The organism is Pseudoxanthomonas sp. JC1303, from assembly GCF_058448525.1.
The window spans coordinates 3,230,003-3,247,168 of record NZ_CP185958.1 but is presented as its reverse complement, the minus strand read 5'-3'; the positions used below and the strand labels follow the sequence as shown (position 1 = coordinate 3,247,168).

Annotated in this window: 18 protein-coding genes; 7 read left to right on the top strand and 11 right to left on the bottom strand. The window is 69.6% G+C overall.

Translation table 11 applies throughout. The annotated features are described in order from the left end of the window. Nucleotides 1-143 precede the first annotated feature (143 nt). The 3 genes from ACORQU_RS14600 to ACORQU_RS14590 form a co-directional block, all read right to left on the bottom strand. Nucleotides 144-1,085, bottom strand: a complete 942-nt coding sequence (locus tag ACORQU_RS14600) for an aspartate carbamoyltransferase catalytic subunit (RefSeq protein WP_271646467.1) — start codon at nucleotides 1,083-1,085, stop codon at nucleotides 144-146. Between the two features lie 81 nt (nucleotides 1,086-1,166). Continuing rightward, nucleotides 1,167-1,616 (bottom strand): Holliday junction resolvase RuvX, encoded by a 450-nt coding sequence (gene ruvX, locus ACORQU_RS14595; protein WP_271646468.1) that lies wholly within the window; start codon nucleotides 1,614-1,616, stop codon nucleotides 1,167-1,169. A 91-nt stretch (nucleotides 1,617-1,707) separates the two neighbouring features. Further along, nucleotides 1,708-2,274, bottom strand: coding sequence for a YqgE/AlgH family protein (locus tag ACORQU_RS14590; protein WP_271646469.1), 567 nt, complete (start codon nucleotides 2,272-2,274; stop codon nucleotides 1,708-1,710). Between the two features lie 135 nt (nucleotides 2,275-2,409). On the opposite strand from ACORQU_RS14590, the gene ACORQU_RS14585 reads away from it, so the two are divergent. After that, nucleotides 2,410-2,985 (top strand): type 1 glutamine amidotransferase family protein, encoded by a 576-nt coding sequence (locus tag ACORQU_RS14585; protein ID WP_491641821.1) that lies wholly within the window; start codon nucleotides 2,410-2,412, stop codon nucleotides 2,983-2,985. Between the two features lie 13 nt (nucleotides 2,986-2,998). Here the strand turns inward: ACORQU_RS14585 and ACORQU_RS14580 are convergent, their stop codons facing one another. The 3 genes from ACORQU_RS14580 to ACORQU_RS14570 are packed head-to-tail and all read right to left on the bottom strand — an operon-like array spanning nucleotide 2,999 to nucleotide 4,481. Then, the gene (locus tag ACORQU_RS14580) at nucleotides 2,999-3,514 is read right to left on the bottom strand and encodes a flavodoxin family protein (protein WP_491641820.1); all 516 of its coding nucleotides are present in this window, start codon (nucleotides 3,512-3,514) and stop codon (nucleotides 2,999-3,001) included. Further along, nucleotides 3,507-4,178, bottom strand: a complete 672-nt coding sequence (msrA, locus tag ACORQU_RS14575; protein ID WP_491641819.1) for a peptide-methionine (S)-S-oxide reductase MsrA — start codon at nucleotides 4,176-4,178, stop codon at nucleotides 3,507-3,509. The genes ACORQU_RS14580 and msrA overlap by 8 nt, the downstream gene beginning before the upstream one ends. Nucleotides 4,179-4,214: 36 nt before the next feature. After that, nucleotides 4,215-4,481 (bottom strand): putative signal transducing protein, encoded by a 267-nt coding sequence (locus ACORQU_RS14570; RefSeq protein ID WP_271646473.1) that lies wholly within the window; start codon nucleotides 4,479-4,481, stop codon nucleotides 4,215-4,217. Between the two features lie 213 nt (nucleotides 4,482-4,694). Between ACORQU_RS14570 and ACORQU_RS14565 the strand changes: the two genes are divergently transcribed. From ACORQU_RS14565 to rlmM, 4 genes are read left to right on the top strand one after another with little or no spacing between them, the layout of a single operon-like run. Beyond that, complete coding sequence (locus ACORQU_RS14565; RefSeq protein WP_491641818.1) at nucleotides 4,695-6,440, top strand: glutamine--tRNA ligase/YqeY domain fusion protein; 1,746 nt, start codon at nucleotides 4,695-4,697, stop codon at nucleotides 6,438-6,440. Then, the gene (locus tag ACORQU_RS14560) at nucleotides 6,440-6,886 is read left to right on the top strand and encodes a hypothetical protein (protein ID WP_491641816.1); all 447 of its coding nucleotides are present in this window, start codon (nucleotides 6,440-6,442) and stop codon (nucleotides 6,884-6,886) included. Before ACORQU_RS14565 ends, ACORQU_RS14560 begins: the two co-directional genes overlap by 1 nt. Further along, nucleotides 6,886-7,446: a nucleoside deaminase gene (locus ACORQU_RS14555; RefSeq protein ID WP_491641815.1), complete on the top strand. Its 561-nt coding sequence runs from the start codon at nucleotides 6,886-6,888 to the stop codon at nucleotides 7,444-7,446. Before ACORQU_RS14560 ends, ACORQU_RS14555 begins: the two co-directional genes overlap by 1 nt. 5 nt (nucleotides 7,447-7,451) lie before the next feature. Continuing rightward, nucleotides 7,452-8,498: a 23S rRNA (cytidine(2498)-2'-O)-methyltransferase RlmM gene (gene rlmM, locus ACORQU_RS14550; protein WP_491641814.1), complete on the top strand. Its 1,047-nt coding sequence runs from the start codon at nucleotides 7,452-7,454 to the stop codon at nucleotides 8,496-8,498. A gap of 349 nt (nucleotides 8,499-8,847) precedes the next feature. On the opposite strand, the gene ACORQU_RS14545 is transcribed toward rlmM, so the two are convergent. Continuing rightward, nucleotides 8,848-9,951 carry a Gfo/Idh/MocA family protein gene (locus tag ACORQU_RS14545; protein ID WP_491641813.1) on the bottom strand — a complete coding sequence of 368 codons (1,104 nt, stop codon included), beginning with the start codon at nucleotides 9,949-9,951 and terminating at the stop codon, nucleotides 8,848-8,850. Nucleotides 9,952-10,115: 164 nt separating this feature from the next. Between ACORQU_RS14545 and ACORQU_RS14540 the strand changes: the two genes are divergently transcribed. Next, the gene (locus ACORQU_RS14540; RefSeq protein WP_491641812.1) at nucleotides 10,116-10,835 is read left to right on the top strand and encodes a hypothetical protein; all 720 of its coding nucleotides are present in this window, start codon (nucleotides 10,116-10,118) and stop codon (nucleotides 10,833-10,835) included. Nucleotides 10,836-11,011: 176 nt separating this feature from the next. Here ACORQU_RS14540 and ACORQU_RS14535 read toward each other — a convergent pair whose 3' ends face one another. Further along, nucleotides 11,012-11,617, bottom strand: coding sequence for an HD domain-containing protein (locus ACORQU_RS14535; RefSeq protein ID WP_491641811.1), 606 nt, complete (start codon nucleotides 11,615-11,617; stop codon nucleotides 11,012-11,014). Nucleotides 11,618-11,797: 180 nt separating this feature from the next. Between ACORQU_RS14535 and ACORQU_RS14530 the strand changes: the two genes are divergently transcribed. Next, nucleotides 11,798-12,037, top strand: a complete 240-nt coding sequence (locus tag ACORQU_RS14530) for a hypothetical protein (protein WP_491641810.1) — start codon at nucleotides 11,798-11,800, stop codon at nucleotides 12,035-12,037. A gap of 94 nt (nucleotides 12,038-12,131) precedes the next feature. Here the strand turns inward: ACORQU_RS14530 and thrC are convergent, their stop codons facing one another. The 3 genes from thrC to thrA all read right to left on the bottom strand — a co-directional run bounded on the left by thrC (nucleotide 12,132) and on the right by thrA (nucleotide 16,949). Next, the gene (thrC, locus tag ACORQU_RS14525) at nucleotides 12,132-13,418 is read right to left on the bottom strand and encodes a threonine synthase (RefSeq protein WP_491641809.1); all 1,287 of its coding nucleotides are present in this window, start codon (nucleotides 13,416-13,418) and stop codon (nucleotides 12,132-12,134) included. A 118-nt stretch (nucleotides 13,419-13,536) separates the two neighbouring features. Beyond that, nucleotides 13,537-14,457 (bottom strand): homoserine kinase, encoded by a 921-nt coding sequence (locus tag ACORQU_RS14520; RefSeq protein WP_491641808.1) that lies wholly within the window; start codon nucleotides 14,455-14,457, stop codon nucleotides 13,537-13,539. Then, nucleotides 14,454-16,949, bottom strand: a complete 2,496-nt coding sequence (thrA, locus tag ACORQU_RS14515) for a bifunctional aspartate kinase/homoserine dehydrogenase I (protein ID WP_491641807.1) — start codon at nucleotides 16,947-16,949, stop codon at nucleotides 14,454-14,456. The genes ACORQU_RS14520 and thrA overlap by 4 nt, the downstream gene beginning before the upstream one ends. Nucleotides 16,950-17,166: the final 217 nt, after the last annotated feature.

Here is a 17,166-nt window from a genome sequence, read left to right as displayed (position 1 = left end):
GGTTCCACGATGACGAGGGGGACCTTGATCCTACCGCGCACGCTCCCACGCGCATGGGCCGTTTGGCATGGTCGGGCGCCCCGGACTGACGGGACTTCGGCCAGGCCCGCGACCTCCCGTCGCGCTGGAACGCGGCGCGGCGCTCAGCCCAGCAAGGTCTCCAGCACCGCCATGCGGATGGCCACGCCGTTACCGACCTGACGCAAGACCAGCGATTGCGGGCCATCGGCGACCTCGTCGGTGATCTCCACGCCACGATTGATCGGGCCGGGATGCAGCACCACCGCGTCGGGTGCGGCGCGGGCCAGGCGCGCGGCATCGAGGCCGTAGTCGCGGTGATAGTCCTCCAGCGAGGTCACCAGCCCTTCCTCCATGCGCTCGCGCTGCAGGCGCAGCATCATCAGCACGTCGGCCCCTTCAAGCGCGGCGTCGAAATCGCCGGTGGTCTTGCAGCCGACGCTGATGGCCGCCTCGGGCATCAGGCTCTCCGGCGCGCACAGGGTGATGTCGGTCGCGCCCAGCGTGCGCAGGGCCTGCAGGTCCGAGCGGGCCACGCGCGAATGCTTGATGTCGCCCACCATCACCACCTTGAGCCGGCCGAAGTCCGGCCCCTTGGCCTGGCGGATGGACAGCATGTCCAGCAGGCCCTGGGTGGGGTGCGAGGCGCGGCCGTCGCCGGCGTTGATCACCGTGGTGCCCTCGTGCGCGTGGCGGGCCAGCATCTCGGCCGCGCCATCGTCGGGGTGGCGCACCACGAAACCGCGCACGCCCATGGCCTCCAGGTTGCGCATGGTGTCCAGCGCGGTCTCGCCCTTGCGCGCCGACGAGGTGGACGCGTCGAAGTTCACCACGTCCGCGCCCAGGCGCTGGGCGGCGATCTGGAACGAGCTGCGGGTGCGCGTGGAGGGCTCGAAAAACAGCGTGCAGACCGTGCGCCCGAGCAGCGTGTCGCGCTTCTGGGTGCGCCCCAGCGCGGTGTCGCGGATCATGCCCGCGCGATCCAGGAGGCGACACAGCGTCTCCTTCGGCAGGCCCTCCAGGGTCAGCAGGTGCAGCAGGCGTCCGTCGGAATCCAGTTGGCTCATGGTGTGCTCGTGATGGTGCAGGAAACGACGACCGCGACGCGATCGCCCGGGGAAGGAATCAGGCAATGGCAGGCCAACGCCCTACTCGACATGCGTGGCGTCCTGCGGCGCAGCCAGCCAGCGCTCGACGATGACCGCCGCGGCCACGGCGTCCAGCGCGGCGGCATCGCGTTTGCGCTTGCGCCCCTGTGCGCGGTCGACCGCGAAACGCTGCGCGGCCTCGACCGAACTGGAACGCTCGTCGACCAGGACCACCGGCAGCTTGTAGCGCATGCGCAGCTCGCGCGCGAAAGCATGGGCCCGCTTGCGGATCGGCTGGTCGCCGCCGTCCAGGGTCAACGGGTCGCCGACGACCAGGCCATCGGGCGACCATTCACTGCGCAGCCGGTCAATGGCGGCCCAGTCCGGCCCGGCCGGATGCACGTCCACCACGGCCAGCGCACGCGCGCCGGTCCCGAAGGCGCTGCCCACCGCCACGCCGATCCGGCGCGCGCCCACGTCGAACCCCAACACGGTCCCGTCCAGCTTCATGGCCGACTCCGATCGAGGAAACAAGCGAGGAACGGCAGGACCAGCCCGGGCAGGCGCCGCCGCAGGGCGCACGGAGGCGGGGTCCAGGAACTCATGCGTGGCCGCTGTAGTCCGTCATGCGGGTCATGTCCACGCCGATGCGCCCGCCGGCCGCTTGCCAGCGCTGCTCCAGCGGCAGGTCGAACAGCAGCTCGCCATCGGCCGGCGCGGTCAGCCAGCTGTTCTCGCCCAGCTCGAACTCCAGCTGCCCGGCACCCCAGCCGGCGCACCCCAGTGCCACCACCGCATGGGCCGGGCCGTGGCCGCCGGCCATGGCCTCCAGGATGTCGCGCGAGGTCGTCAGGTACAGGCCCTCGGCGATCTCCAGGGTCGAGTCCCACTCACCGCTGCCGTCATGCAGGACGAACCCGCGCTCGGGATGCACCGGTCCGCCATAGAGCACCACGCGGTTGCGCAGCGCCTCGTCGTCGGTTTCCAGCTGCATCTGGCGCAGGACTTCGCCCAGGGTGTACTCGGAAGCGCGGTTGACCACCACGCCCATGGCGCCGTCGTCGTCGTGCTGGCAGATCAGGGCCACGCTCCGGGCGAAATGGGGATCGTCCAGGGCAGGCAGTGCGATCAGCAGCTGGTTGGCCAGGTTGTCGGACAGCGCGGGCATGGCCCCATTCTAGCCCGAGCCCTGCCGTCAGCCGCGCGCTGCGTTCACGCCACGGTCTTGGCGACATGGCAATCACCCCGTTTTTCAGGCGTTTGCCGACAATCGTGTCCATCTTCTGGAACAGGGATCCGGCCAATGAGCACGATCGCAGTGGTGATGATCGACGGCGTCGCAGACTGGGAAATCGGCGTGATCCTTCCCGCCGCACGCGAATGGTTCGGCGATACGGTGGAGATCGCCAGCATCGATGGACAGCCGGTGAACTCCATCGGCGGCCTGCGAATCGTGCCGCCCAGCGCGCTGTCCGACCTGGATCCGCTGGCGGCCGACCTGTGGATCCTGCCGGGTTCGGAGCGATGGCAGGCCGGCGAGATCCCAGGGCTGAGCGGGCTGTTGCAGGCGCGCATCGAGGCGGGGCGCCCGGTCGCCGCCATCTGCGGCGCGACCCTGGCCCTGGCCTATGCCGGCTTGCTGGACGCGCGCCCGCACACCAGCAACTCGCTGGAGTTCCTGCAGGACCGGGTGGGTGCGGTCTATGCCGGGCAGGCGTCGTATCGCGAACAACCGGTGGTCAGCGACGGCCTGGTGGTGACCGCGCCGGGGACCAGCCCGGTGGGATTCGCCCAGGCCTGCCTGCGCCTGCTGCACCCGGAGCGCGAGGACGACATCGCCCGGACCGGCGCGATGTTCGCCGCCGAATTCGCCGCCTGACGTCCTTGCGCGCTCAGTACACGCCCAAGGCCAAGGCGGCCGCCAGCGTGGCCCCGAGCTCGGCGCAGCGTGCCCGGTCGTCCTCACCCAGCGTCTTGGGCGCCAGGATGGCCTCGGGCTTCTGCGCACCGGTGCGCACCAGCACCGGCTCGGCCACCTCGACCAGACGCCAACCTGCCACCACACGGCGCAGCTGCGCGATCGCAGCCTGCCCGTCGTTGCCCGCGCAGACCATGAGGGCACAGGGCTTGCCCGCACAGCGCTCCAGCAGCGGGTAGTAGCAGCGATCCAGGAAATCCTTCAGCCGCCCGCTGACCGCCGCCAAGTACTCCGGCGTGGCCAGGACCAGCAGGTCGGCCTCCAGCACATCCGCTGGTCCGGCCTGGTCGGCATGCAGGCTGCGCACGTGGACGTCCGTGCCTGCCTGCGCCCGCGCCGCGCCCGCCGCGGCCTCGACCATGGCCGCCGTACCCCCGGTCTGGCTATGCCAGACGAACAGCAGCGTCTTGGCTTGCGCCGGCTCAGGCATCCAGGCCGATGGCGCAGCTCACCCCGGTGCCCCCCAGCCCGCAATAGCCATTGGGGTTCTTCGCCAGATACTGCTGGTGGTAGTCCTCGGCGAAGTAGAACGGCGGCGCGGGATAGACGATCTCGGTGGTGATCTCGCCGTAGCCAGCCTCGCTCAGGCGGCGCTGGTAGGCATCGCGACTGGCGATGGCCGCATCGTACTGGGCCTGGGTTTGGCAATAGATCGCCGACCGGTACTCGGTCCCGCGATCGTTGCCCTGGCGCATGCCCTGGGTGGGATCGTGGTTTTCCCAGAAGGCGCGCAGGATGTCCTCGCGCGAGACCTGCGCCGGGTCGAATACCACCTGCACCACTTCGGCATGGCCGGTCAGGCCGGTGCAGCTTTCCTCATAGGTCGGATTCGGCGTCATGCCGCCCTGGTAACCCACCGCGGTGGTGTAGATGCCCGGCAGCTGCCAGAACTTGCGCTCGGCGCCCCAGAAGCAGCCCATGCCCACGCCAATGACCTCCATGCCCGGGAATTCCCCCTTGAGCGGATGGCCGTTGACGAAATGCACGTTGTGCAGCGGCAGGGGCTCGGCGCGCCCAGGCAGGGCTTCCTCGGCGCGCGGCAGGCGCTGCTTGAAAGCGCCAATGCCCAGGCGGCTGGTCAGGGTGTCGAACATGGGGAACCTCCTTCTTGAGAAGTGGCCCCGCCGCAATCAGGCGGGCAGCAGCCCCGGATCGGGCAGCTCCTCGGAAATGGGGGCGGGCGGCTCGTCCAGCAAGCCCGAGGCCTGCAGCGCGTCGCGGGCCTGCGGCAAAGCCACGTCCGGCACACAGACCCGCAGCACGCCGAACAGCGGCAGTTCGCCACCGGCGCCCAACAAGGACTCGCCGAACACGAAGGCCGGGATGCCGGCATCTTCCAGCGCGTGTCTGGCCAGATGGGCATCGAACAGGTTGTCGGCGCGATAGGCGACTTGCATGGGCGTCCTTTTCGGCGTGTGGGGCTGGCCGCGAGCATACGCCCGGCCGCGACGCTGCATTGTCGACACGGCAAGCCGTGGGAGCCGCTACAGCGGCGATGGGGCTTTCGCGGCCCGGCGATCGCCGCCATGGCGGCTCTCACAAGAAAGCGCGGTCGGGGAAGTTGAGCCATCGGCTAAACTTGTCGTTCATTCGACGTCCCCGATGCCCTCATGTCCGATACGCCTGCCCTGCCCGCCGATTCCGCACCGGAAAAACGGGATTTCATCCGCCAGATCGTCCGCGAGGATCTGGCCCAGGGCCGGCACCAGGGCATCCGCACCCGCTTCCCGCCCGAGCCCAACGGCTACCTGCACATCGGCCATGCCAAGGCGATCTGCCTGGATTTCGGCGTGGCGGCCGAATTCGGAGGGGTCTGCAACCTGCGTCTGGACGACACCAACCCGGCCAAGGAAGACCCCGAGTTCGTCGCCGCCATCCAGGACGATGTGCGCTGGCTGGGCTTTGACTGGGCCAACCTGCGCCATGCCTCGGACTACTTCGAGGTGCTGTACCTGGCCGCCGAAAAGCTGGTCCAGCAGGGCGATGCCTTTGTCTGCGACCTGTCGGCCGAGGACGTGCGCGAATACCGCGGCACCCTGACCGAGCCGGGCCGCAACTCGCCCTACCGCGACCGCAGCGTGGAGGAAAACCTGGACCTGCTGCGTCGCATGCGCGCCGGCGAGTTCCCCGATGGCGCCCGCACCCTGCGCGCCAAGATCGACATGGCCAGCGGCAACATCAACCTGCGCGACCCGGCCCTGTACCGGATCAAGCACGTCGAGCACCAGAACACCGGCAACGAATGGCCGATCTACCCGATGTACGACTTCGCCCATAGCTTGAGCGATTCGGTCGAGGGCATCACCCACTCGCTGTGCACGCTCGAGTTCGAGGACCACCGCCCCCTGTACGACTGGTGCGTGGACAAGGTCGACCTGGTCGGCCATCCCGAGCTGCTGCAACCGCTGCTGGACAAGGGCCTGCCCAAGGAAGCGGCCAAGCCGCGTCAGATCGAGTTCTCGCGGTTGAACATCAACTTCACCGTGATGAGCAAGCGCAAGCTGACCCAACTGGTGACCGAAGGCCTGGTGGAAGGCTGGGACGACCCGCGCATGTACACGCTGCAGGGCCTGCGCCGCCGCGGCTATACGCCAGCATCCTTGCGCCTGCTGGTGGACCGCGTGGGCATCTCCAAGCAGAACTCGGTGATCGACTTCTCCGTGCTGGAAGGCTGCCTGCGCGACGACCTGGACGCCAGCGCGCCGCGGCGCATGGCCGTGGTCAACCCGCTCAAGCTGGTGCTGACCAACGTGGCCGAAGACCACGTCGAGTCGCTGACCTTCTCCAACCATCCCAAGGACGAGACCCAGGGCACGCGCCAGGTGCCGTTCTCGCGCGAGCTGTGGATCGACCGTGAGGATTTCGCCGAGGTGCCGCCCAAGGGCTGGAAGCGCCTGATCCCCGGTGGCGAAGTGCGCCTGCGCGGCGCCGGCATCATCAAGTGCGATGAAGTCATCAAGGACGCCGACGGCCAGATCGTCGCCCTGCATGGCACGCTGGACCCGGAATCGCGCCCGGGCATGGAAGGCGCCAACCGCAAGATCAAGGGCACGATCCACTGGGTCGACGCCAAGGCGGGCGTGGAGGCGGAGATCCGCCTGTTCGACCGCCTGTTCTCGGTGGCCAAGCCGGACGACGAAAGCGAGGGCAAGACCTATCGCGACTACCTCAACCCGGAGTCCAAGCGCGTGGTGACCGGTTATGTCGAACCGGCCGCCGCGCAGGCGACGCCGGAAACCTCGTTCCAGTTCGAGCGCACCGGCTACTTTGTCGCCGACCGCCGCGATCACAGCGCCGACAAGCCGGTGTTCAATCGCAGCGTGACCCTGCGCGATACCTGGGCGGCCCAGGCCTGATGCGTCTGCGGCGCGCCCTGCTCGCCCCGTTGCTGGCCGTCGCCGTGCTGCTGGTCGGCTGCGCCGCACCGGCTCAGACGCAGAGCGCGCCTGCGGATACGCCCCCGCCCGCGCCGGCCACCGGCGTGCGCGAGCCGCCGCCCATGTCGACGCCGTTGCCAGCACGCAAGACACCGGTCAAGGTCGACATGCATTGCACACGCGATGCGCAGTGCGTGGTCAAGAACGTCGGCAGCTGCTGCGGGCGCAAGCCCGCCTGCGTGAACGTCGACAGCCCCACCGATCCGGCCGCCGTCCAGGCCCAGTGCCAGGCCAGCGGTCGCATGGGCATCTGCGGCTTCCGCCAGATCACCGCCTGCCAGTGCCAAGCCGGCACCTGCATGCCCGCCGACGATGGTCCCGGCGTTTCCAATGGATCGATCCCCGCACCGGAGCCGATCCGTTGATGCTGTACGCGCAAGTCCACCTCACCCTGCCCGCCTGGGTCCACGACGCGGTGGACATGGCCCGCACCTACGACAGCGACGCCGACAAGGTCGCGCTGGCGATCGAACTGGCGCGCCTGAACGTCGAGCACGCCAGCGGCGGCCCGTTCGGCGCGGCCGTATTCGATGCACAGCACCGCATCGTCGCAGTCGGCGTCAACCGCGTGGTGCCGCAGAACACCTCGCTGGCACATGCCGAGAACATGGCCTACATGCTGGCCCAGCAGCGCGTGCAGTCCTTCCGCCTCAACGCGGTGTTGCCCGGCCCGGTGACCCTGGCGACCTCGGCCCAGCCGTGCTGCCAGTGCTTCGGCGCCACGGTGTGGGCCGGCGTGGACCGGCTGCTGATCGGCGCGCGGGCCGAGGATGTGGAAGCGCTGACCGACTTCGACGAAGGCCCGCTGCCGGCCGACTGGATCGGCGAACTCAACAAGCGCGACATCGAGGTCGTGCGCGACCTGCACCGGGATGACGCGCGCGCGGTCCTGGCCCATTACGGCCAGCACGGCCCGCAGTACTGAACGCGGTGACCGGCCTGCTGTGCACCTGCCGCCAGGGCTTCGAGCCGGAACTGGCCGGCGAGCTGACCCAGCGCGCGGCCGAGGCGGGTTGTGCCGGCTACGCGCGCACCCAGCGCAACGACGGCTACGTCGTGTTCGCCTGCGACGACATCGGCCTGGCCGCCGCCCTGCCCTGGCGCGGGCTGGTCTTCGCCCGACAGAAGCTGGCCCTGGTCGCCGAACTGCGCGACCTGGACCCGGCCGATCGGATCGCCCCGATGCTGGCCGCGCTGGCCGGTGCGCCGCGCTTGGGCGATGTGTGGGTGGAGCATCCGGACACCGATGCGGCCAAGCCCCTGGCTGGGCTGGCACGCAGCTTCGGCAACGCGCTGCGTCCGGCGCTGCGCAAAGCCGGCTTGCTGACGCCCAAGGAAGACGCGCGCCTGCCGCGCCTGCACGTGCTGTTCGTCGAAGGCACCCACGCCCTGCTCGGCATCGCCCAGCCGGCCGATGCGGCGCCCTGGCCGCTGGGCATCCCGCGCCTACGCCTGCTGCCCGACGCCCCGTCGCGCTCGGCCCTGAAGTTGGAAGAAGCCTTTCTGGCCCTGCTCGCCCCCAGCGAGCGCGAGACCCTGCTGCGCCCCGGCATGACCGTAGCCGACCTGGGCGCCGCGCCGGGCGGCTGGACCTGGGTGCTGACCCGGCAGCAGTTACACGTGACCAGCATCGACAACGGCCCGCTGCGCCAGCACGTGCTCGATACCGGCCTGGTGACCCACCTGCGCGCCGATGGCTTCCGCTGGCAACCCGCCCAGCCGCTGGACTGGATGGTCTGCGACATGGTCGAACAGCCGCGCCGCGTGGCCGAGCGCATGGCCACCTGGCTGCGCGAAGGCTGGTGCCGGCACACCGTGTTCAACCTCAAGCTGCCGATGAAGAAGCGCTGGGACGAGACCGTGCTGTGCCTGGAGATCCTGCGCGAACAGGCCGGCGGCCTGCGCACGCTGCGCGCCAAGCAGCTCTACCACGATCGCGAGGAGATCACGGTCTTCGCGACCAAGGGCCCGCGCTGAGCGCAGGCGTGGGAGCCGCCATGGCGGCGATGTGCATTGGCGGCAGAACCCCATTGCTGCTGTAGCAGCTCCCACACAGATCGCCGCAATCCCTCGTCGAGCAGGCAACCATCGCCGCGCCGATCGCGCACGCATCTATCGCTGCGGAATGGCGCCAGCGTGTACCAGCCATCAACGCAGTCGGCGCGCTTCGCCACCAAGGGGATCCGCTGAGGCTTGTCGAAGCAACGGCCTCAAATCCGGTCAACGCCGTCCCGTAGAGCGGAGCTTGCTCCGCTGCCCTTCGACCGGTTCGTGGGGGAAAGCCCCGGCGGAGCAAGCTCCGCTCCACGAGCCGCTCCCCCATCATTTACAGGGTGATCCGCCGCCCATTCTCCTTGGCCGAGCGGAAGATCGCGTCCATCACCTGCAGGTCGCGCAGGCCTTCCTCGCCGGGCACGAGCAGCGGCCGGCCCTGCAGGATCGCCAGTGCGTCGTCATCCATCTGCAGCGCCTGCTGGTGGCGCACCGACGCGTCGAGCAGGCGGCCATCGCTGCGTCGACCGCGCACCCCGCTGTAGCTCTGGAAGGGCTCCAGCGCGTACCAGCCATCCGCGCAATCGGCGCGCAGAGTGTTCATGCTGCGCCCGAAGCTGGTGGCGCACTCGGCCACCACGCCATCGGGGAACTCCAGTGTGAAGTCCATGTGCTCCTCGACCTGGTCGAACACCTCAGGCCGGTCCACGCGGCTACGTGCGCTGACCGCTAGCGGTTCGGTGCCGGTGGTGTAGCGCGCGGCGTTGAGCGGATAGGTGCCCATGTCGTACATCGGCCCGCCCCCAAACGCGCGCGCCAGCCGCCAGTTGCGCGGGTGCAAGTCACCGGTGTCGTAGCCGCGATAGCCGGCTTGCGCCGTGACGCGCTGGATGCGGCCGAACGGGCGCGACGCCGCGTAGCCCATCAGCGTGCGCGTATTGGGTTCGTGCTGCATCCGGTAGCCGATGGCCAGGGTGACCTTGTTGCGGCGGCAGGCGGCGATCATCTGCTCGCATTCGGCCGCGTTCATCGCCATCGGCTTTTCGCACCACACATGCTTGCCGGCATTGGCCGCGCGCACGGCCAATGCAGCGTGCAGGTGTGGCGGGGTGATGATGTAGACCACGTCGATGTCGGGGTTGTCGGCGATCCGGTCGAAGCTCTCGTAGCTGTAGACATTGCGGTCAGGCAGCCGATGACGTGCCTGCCATACCGGGATCTTGGCCGGCGTACCGGTCACGATGCCGGCCAGGCGGCAGTGCCGGGTCAGCGCCAGGCCCGGGGCGATGCGTCCCTGCGCGTAGCCGCCCAGCCCGGCGATGGCCACGCCCAGCCTCCGGTCGGATGTGGCGGCCAGCGCGCTCGGCAGCGCCATCGACACAGCGGCCGCGCCCAATCCGGCCAGTACGCGCCGGCGTCCAAATGACATGCTGGTCATCGCGTCTCCACACAGGATTCCGCAGGAATCTCGACTCTAGCGCCGCCATGCGAAGGCCAGGTCAAGCTGGCGGGCCCGCCCTGCGGAACTGTGGTCGACATCGCGCTGGGTCTCAGGCCGCGTGACAGGCCCATGGCATTCTGATCGTCAACGGAGGGAATGCCATGTCACCGATCCAACTCAAGGACCCGGCCGGGTTCGCCGAGCAGTTCCTGCAGCTGTCGCTGATGCAGGGCTTCGGCTCGCTCAACAAACGCGACCTGGAGCTGCTGATGTTCGTGCTGCTGGAGCGAGACGGCGCCGTCTCGCGTGCTGCCTCCAATGCGGCCGCCGCCCTGCAGTTGCGGATCACGCCGGCGCGGGTCAAAAGCCTGCGTCGCGATGGTTATGCGCGCTGGCGGGCGCTGGTTCCGGAAGAATCCGACGCGGCCCTGCAACGCATCGTGGCCACCGTGCTGACCGAGGACAACCTGCGTTCGGGCGCCAAGCACGTCAGCGAACGGGCCAAGAAGGACGGCTTCCTCGCCATCCGCGTCGAGCATCCCGACGATGCGCAGCAGTTCGAGCAGGCCATCCTGGAGGTCGGCGCCCTGCCCGTTTACGAGCGCAACCGCGAGGTCGTCGCCGTGCGCTTCGACACCTTGCTCAGGATCGCCGAGAAGTGGGGCTACCTGCAGCCAGACCCAGCCGCGATCACCCGCGAACTGAAGAAACTGCAGCCGACCGCCAGCGAGGTCGCCGACCTGCTTCAGAAGGACCTCACCAAGCTGCGCTGGGAGGACGCCCGCAACGCCCTCAACAGCCTGGGCGCCAAGGCCATCGCCTCCACGGCCGAGGGCGGACTCAAGGGACTGCTGAAGGTGGTGTTCCCGTTCCTGCCCTGACCGGCACGGCGAGTTGGCAGGCGCCGCATCAACATGAGGCACCTTCTCTGGCCGGGATCGATGGCGAGCGTGCTCGATTCAGCGCGGCAGATGACGAACCCATTCGCTGGGTCAAGCGTCGCCTGATCTGCACGGATCTCACCCTCCAGCTTCGTGGGTGGTCAAGAGCACGCCGCTCACGTCGTCGCCCGGCGCAGGTTGGCGCGTGCCACTGCATCCAGCCGCGCGTGGAAGAAATCGCTCAGGTAGATCCGCTCGCGCGCCAGCACGCCGGCCAGGAACTGGCGGCGCTTGCGTCGGAACAGCCAGCCCGGCACTACGCGCCGATATTCCTCGGCAATGGCCCGGTCGTAGGCGTCGAAGGCCGCCGGTTCGGCCCCCAGGATGGCCATGTCGCAGTCCAGGAACAGCGCAGCCTCGGCATCGACATCACCCGGCGACAGGCTGCCGTGTCGCGCGGTGAGCTGGATCAGCGTGGCGACGCGATCGACATCCAGTCCTGCATCGGGCAGCCAGCGGGCGATGTGGGCGCGCGCCAGGTCGGCCGAGCGCGCCTCGTTGTCGGCGCGGCCGGCCTCGTAGATGGCGTCGTGGTAAAGCGCGGCCAACCGCACTTCCCGCGGATGCTGCCATCCGGGGCCGGCGGCGACCTCATCGACGTGATGCAGGACCTCGCACACGTGACCGAAGTGGTGATAGGCGCGCGGCGGCTGCCCGTAGGCGGCTTCCAGCGCGACTTGCTGGTCCGGCGGAAGCTGCAGCGGCAAGATGGGATCGACCATACCGGCAAGGCTACACCGCATCGCCCCGCGCCCGGCCTCGCCGGAAAACGGACCAGGCGAGCATGCCATTAGCGCTTGACGTCACAGTTTTGAAACGCCAACCCTGTCCGGCGCCAGATTCCCCTCAAGAATCGCCTGGCCCGGCCGATGCGCGGTTATCTCCCAGCTGGACACGTCCCCATGAAGCTCGATCCCTGCGTTCCCTATCTGGGCTCCCTGCTGGTCCTGGTGCTGAGCGCTGCCACGGCCCTTGGGGCGCTGGTACTGGGCAAGTTCAGTCTGCTGATGGGCTCGCCGACCTTCCTGCTGGGCAACGCGACCGCGCTGCTGGTGCTGCTGGGTTCCTACCACGCGCTGGGTGCTCCGCTGGAGCCGGAACCCAAGCGCCTGCCGCTGGGCGTGCGCACGCACAATCACTGAGCAAAGCGGCGCGAAAAACGCGCCAGCACCACCGACCCAAACAACGCCGCCCCGTGACTGACGGGGCGGCGTTGTGGTGTCCGACCGTGGCGCCTCAGCCCGCGATCCGGGCCACCAGCGCGTCGTAGTGCGGGTCGATCAGGTCGGCATGGGCCGGGCGCTGCAGCAGGTCATTCAAGGCTGGCGGCACCGCGACCGCACCGACCAACGGCTCGACCACGCTCTCGAACTTGGCCGGATGCGCGGTCGCCGCCACCGCCCAGTCACCATCCGCGCCCTGGTTGCGCAGGTCCTCCAGCACCTTGATCGCCGTGGCGGTGTGCGGACAAAAGACCTCGCCGAAGTGGCGAAAGCGCCGGGCGATGACCAGGCGGATCGCCTCGTCATCCACGCTGGCCGAGGCGAAGGCCGCACGCAGCGCCGCGTCGTCGCCCTGGTAGAGCCAGCGCAGGCGCTCGAAGTTGCTTGGCGCGCCCACATCCATCGCGTTGGCGATGGTCGCCACGCTGGCCTGCGGCGCGTACTCACCGCCCTCGAAGTAGTCGGGCAGTACGCGGTTGGCATTGGTGGCCAGCACGATGCGGCCGATCGGCACGCCCAAGGCGCGCGCCAGGATGGCGGCCATCGCGTTGCCCAGGTTGCCGGTGGGGATGACGAAGTTCAGCGCGTTGCCAGTCTGCGCGTGGTGGCGCAACGCCGCGTGCGCGTAATAGCTCATCTGCGGCAGCAGCCTTCCCAAGCTGATGCTGTTGGCCGAGCTCAGTGGCGCGCGCGCCTGCAGCGCCTCGTCGCCCAACGCGCGCTTGACCAGCGCCTGGCAGTCGTCGAACCAGCCGGCCACGCGCAGCGCGGTGATGTTGTCGCCGAAGCAGCCCAACTGGTGCGCCTGGCGCGGCGACACGCGCCCGTCCGGATACAGCACCACCACGCGCAGGCCCGGCTGCTGGTGGAACGCGGCGGCCACCGCCGCGCCGGTGTCGCCCGAGGTGGCGACCAGGATGGTGAGCGACTTGGCCTGCGCGCCACGCAGGCGGGTCAGGCACTGCGCCAGGAAGCGCGCGCCGAAATCCTTGAACGCCGCCGTCGGCCCATGGAACAGCTCCAGCACATGGTCACCGGGCGTAGCCAGCGGCAGCAACGGCGCGGGGAAGTCGAAAGCGGCCTCGCAGATCGCAGCCAGCTCGCCTTCCAGGCCGTCACCGGCGAGGAATGGCTGCAGCAGCGTGGTCGCGGTCTGCGCCAGGGTGTCGCCAGCGACCAGCGTGCGCGCGGCCGGCATGACCTGCGGGACGTACAGGCCTCCGTCGGGCGCCAGGCCGGCGGCGATGGCCGCGCTCAAGGAGGCTGCGGGGGAGGCGTTGCGGGTGGAAACGAAGTTCATGGATGGATTCCAGAATGAAGCGGTGATCTTGATGGGGCGGTGGTGGGAGCCGCCATGGCGGCGAGGGCTTCACCGGAAAGCCTCATCGTCGCCGTGGCGACTCCCACAACAACCGATCTCACAGCACATGCGCGCCGGGCGCGGCGATGCGCGACACCCAGGCCTGCGAGGTGAAACCAGCCTGGTCGAAGGCCGCCTGCACCGCTGGCGCGGCGGCCTGCGCCTCGGCCCGGGTCTCGAACCAGCCGAAGAGGCTGGGCCCGGCGCCGGAAATGCTGGCGCCCATCGCCCCGCCCGCCAGCATCGCTGCCTTGGCCGCGTCGAAGCCGACGATCAGCGGTGAGCGACGCGGCTCGACCAGCACGTCCTTGAGGCCGGCTCGCACCAGCGCTGCATCGCCGGCATGGCAGCCGGCCAGGACCAGGGCCAGATTGGCGCTTTGGTGGACGAAGTCCTTGAGCTCATACGCGCCCTGCAAGGCGGCGCGGGCGCGACGGGTTTCCAGGATCGCATCCGGGTGTACCAGCAGGCTGTGCCAGCCTTGCGGCACCGGCACGCTGGCCAAGTGTTCAGCCGTGGCCAGGACCAGGCCGCCCAGCAGCATCGGCCCCAGGTTGTCGCCATGCTTGCCGCCACTGGCGACCGCCTCGCCTTCCAGTGCGAACGGATACAGCGCCTGCGGCGTCAGCGGCGCATCGAGCAGCGCGTTGGCCGCCACCAGCGCCGCGACGCACGAGGCGGCCGACCCGCCCATGCCCGAGCCCAGCGGAATGCCCTTGTCGATCTCCATCTCGAAGCCGAACGACAGCCCCAGCGCCTCGCGCATGGCGATCAGCGCCGCGCCGGCGGTGTTGGACGGCGCGTCCAGCGGCAGGTCGACGGTGGTGCCGCGGATGGCGGCGATGCGCACCGTCGCCGCATCGATGCGGCGCACGGTGACCGTGTCGCCCGGGCCCTCGATGACGTGACCGAGGATGTCGAACCCAACCCCGACATTGCCGACCGAAGCCGGAGAGAAGGCGCGCGCTTCCCGCCTCACAGACGCGCCCCCTGCCCGGCCGCCACGCGCAGCAGGTCGGCGAACACACCGGCGGCGGTGACTTCCGGGCCGGCGCCCGGGCCCTGCACGATCAACGGGTTGTCGCAGTAGCGGCGGGTGGTGAACTGCACGATGTTGTCGGTCAGACGCAGGTTGGCGAAGGCATGGTCGGCCGGTAGCTCGACCAGGCCGACACTGGCGCCGGCGTCATCCAGGCGCGCCACGTAACGCAGCACCTTGCCGGCGGCCTTGGCATCGGCCAGGCGCTGGGAGAAGGCGGCGTCCACCTCGTGCAGACGCGCCATGAAGTCCTCGACGCTGGCCTGGCGCAGCGCCTCAGGCACCAGGCTTTCCACTTGCACGTCCTCCAGCGACAGCACCCGGCCGGCTTCGCGCGCCAGGATCACCAGCTTGCGGCCGACATCGGTACCGGACAGGTCGTCGCGCGGATCCGGCTCGGTATAGCCCATCGCGCGCGCCTGGATGACCAGGTCGGAGAACGGCACCGATCCATCGAACTTGTTGAACAGCCAGGCCAGCGTACCCGAGAAGATGCCCTCGATGCTGGTGACCGTGTCGCCGGTGTCGACCAGGTCGCGCAGCGTGGTGATCACCGGCAGGCCCGCACCGACCGTGGCCTCGTAGCGGAAGCGCGCCCCGCTGCTGGCGGCGGCTTCCTCGATGGCCTCGTAGCGCTGCAGCGAGCCGGCGCCGGCCTGCTTGTTGGGCGTGACCACGTGGATGCCGGCGGCCAGCCAGGCCGCGTAACGGTCGGCAACTTCCGGGCTGGCCGAACAGTCCACGATCACCGTATGCGGCAGGTGCGAGGCCAGCAGGTGTTCGGTGAAGCGGTCCAGGTCCAGCGGCTCGCGCGCCTGCTGCAGCTGCGCCTGCCAGTCGCCTTCGATGCTGCGCCCGGACAGCAGCATGCGCCGCGAGGAGGCGATGGCGCGCAGGCGCAGGTCCACATCGGCCTTACCCAGCAGCTGCGGCTGGGCGGCCTGCAGCTGCTGCAGGAAGGCGCGGCCCACGTTGCCGGGGCCGATCACGCCCACCGCGAAGGTCTGCGCCGAGAGCCAGAAGCCGGCATGCGCCGCGCGCAGGGCCTTGGTTGCATCGCTGCTGGCGATGGCCACCGAGATGTTGCGCTCGGACGAGCCCTGGGCGATGGCCAGGATGTTCACCCGCGCCCGGCCCAGCGATTCGAACAGGCGCGCGGCCACGCCGGGCATGCCGGCCATGCCGTCGCCCACGGCGGCCAGCACGCTGACCCCATCGGTGAGCTGCACGCGCTGGATCTGGCCGATGCCCAACTCGTGGGCGAAGGCGCTCAACAGCGCAGTGCGCGCCCGCACCGCGTCGGCGGACTTCACCACGCAGCAGATCGAATGCTCCGAGGAGCCCTGCGAGATCATTACCACCGACACCCGCGCGGCGCGCAGCGCGGAGAATACGCGCTCGGCCGTGCCCGGCACGCCGATCAGGCCAGTGCCCTCCAGGTTGACCACCGCCAGCTCGGGCGAGAGCGTCAGGCCCTTCACCGGCCCGTTGGCGTCCTTGCGCGCGGTGATGCGCGTGCCCGGGTGCTCGGGCTGGAAGGTATTGCGGATGATGATCGGCAGGCCGCGCTCGATCGCCGGCGACATGGTCTGCGGATGCACGACCTTGGCGCCGAAGTAGGCCAACTCGCAGGCCTCGTCGTAGCTCAGGGTTTCCAGCTGCACCGCTTCGGGCACCACGCGCGGATCGGCCGAGAGCACGCCATCGACGTCGGTCCAGATGTGCAGCTCGTCGGCGTTGAACAACGCGGCGAAGATCGCGCCGGAATAGTCGCTGCCGTTGCGGCCCAGGGTGGTGATGCGGTTGCCGCGGTCGCGCGCGACGAAGCCGGTCACCACCACGCGCCGCGCCGGATGCGCCTGCCGCCACTGGGCCAGGCGCTCGGCGCTGGTGTCCCAGTCCACGTCCACGCCCAGCTCGCCCCGGTCCACCACCAGCACCTCGCGCGCATCGAGCACGTCGGCATCCTCACCGCGGCTGCGCAGGTGGTCGCCCAGCAGGCGCGCCGAATACACCTCGCCCAGCCCCTGCACACGCTCGACGACCTCGACCGGCAGCCCGCCGATCACCGACAGCGCCTGCAGGACCTCGGCCAGGCGATCGAACTGCGCATCCAGCCAGTCCACCGTCGGGCCCGAGTCCTCGCCCAGCAGGGCCACGGCCGCGCCACGATGGCGCGCGCGCAGTTCATGCCAGTGATCGCGCCAGTCGGCCTGGTCGTCCGCCGCGCGCGCGGCCAGGTCGATCAGGGCATCGGTCACCCCCTTCATCGCCGACACCACGGTGATCTGCTCGTCCTCCTCGCGCGCCAGCAGCAGATCGGCCACGTGGCGATAGCGCGCGGCATCGGCCACGGAGGTGCCGCCGAACTTGTGGGCGACGACCTTGTGCGATGGAGAAGCTTGGACGGGTTCGGATGCGACGGACGACATGGGGACCTCGGGGAAAGGAGGCCTCGCGCGCATCAGGACGGGGGCTCCCGCATCCTGATCCGGGTGCGGGGCGGTGGTTGCGAAAAACTTACGCTTGCACGGCCATCCACACCCGGTAACCCCGGGTGATGGTGGTGGTAATGGTCGTGGTGCCAACGACTTCCAAACGCAGGCTCGCGCCGGGTGCGTGCAGGGGTTCGGAAGGGGTGGGCAAGTG

Coding starts and splice junctions, on each gene's coding strand:
- ACORQU_RS14600 (WP_271646467.1), bottom strand. CDS start 1,085: ATGAGCCAACTGGATTCCGACGGACGCCTGCTGCACCTGCTGACCCTG.
- ruvX (WP_271646468.1), bottom strand. CDS start 1,616: ATGAAGCTGGACGGGACCGTGTTGGGGTTCGACGTGGGCGCGCGCCGG.
- ACORQU_RS14590 (WP_271646469.1), bottom strand. CDS start 2,274: ATGCCCGCGCTGTCCGACAACCTGGCCAACCAGCTGCTGATCGCACTG.
- ACORQU_RS14585 (WP_491641821.1), top strand. CDS start 2,410: ATGAGCACGATCGCAGTGGTGATGATCGACGGCGTCGCAGACTGGGAA.
- ACORQU_RS14580 (WP_491641820.1), bottom strand. CDS start 3,514: ATGCCTGAGCCGGCGCAAGCCAAGACGCTGCTGTTCGTCTGGCATAGC.
- msrA (WP_491641819.1), bottom strand. CDS start 4,178: ATGTTCGACACCCTGACCAGCCGCCTGGGCATTGGCGCTTTCAAGCAG.
- ACORQU_RS14570 (WP_271646473.1), bottom strand. CDS start 4,481: ATGCAAGTCGCCTATCGCGCCGACAACCTGTTCGATGCCCATCTGGCC.
- ACORQU_RS14565 (WP_491641818.1), top strand. CDS start 4,695: ATGTCCGATACGCCTGCCCTGCCCGCCGATTCCGCACCGGAAAAACGG.
- ACORQU_RS14560 (WP_491641816.1), top strand. CDS start 6,440: ATGCGTCTGCGGCGCGCCCTGCTCGCCCCGTTGCTGGCCGTCGCCGTG.
- ACORQU_RS14555 (WP_491641815.1), top strand. CDS start 6,886: ATGCTGTACGCGCAAGTCCACCTCACCCTGCCCGCCTGGGTCCACGAC.
- ACORQU_RS14545 (WP_491641813.1), bottom strand. CDS start 9,951: ATGACCAGCATGTCATTTGGACGCCGGCGCGTACTGGCCGGATTGGGC.
- ACORQU_RS14540 (WP_491641812.1), top strand. CDS start 10,116: ATGTCACCGATCCAACTCAAGGACCCGGCCGGGTTCGCCGAGCAGTTC.
- ACORQU_RS14535 (WP_491641811.1), bottom strand. CDS start 11,617: ATGGTCGATCCCATCTTGCCGCTGCAGCTTCCGCCGGACCAGCAAGTC.
- ACORQU_RS14530 (WP_491641810.1), top strand. CDS start 11,798: ATGAAGCTCGATCCCTGCGTTCCCTATCTGGGCTCCCTGCTGGTCCTG.
- thrC (WP_491641809.1), bottom strand. CDS start 13,418: ATGAACTTCGTTTCCACCCGCAACGCCTCCCCCGCAGCCTCCTTGAGC.
- thrA (WP_491641807.1), bottom strand. CDS start 16,949: ATGTCGTCCGTCGCATCCGAACCCGTCCAAGCTTCTCCATCGCACAAG.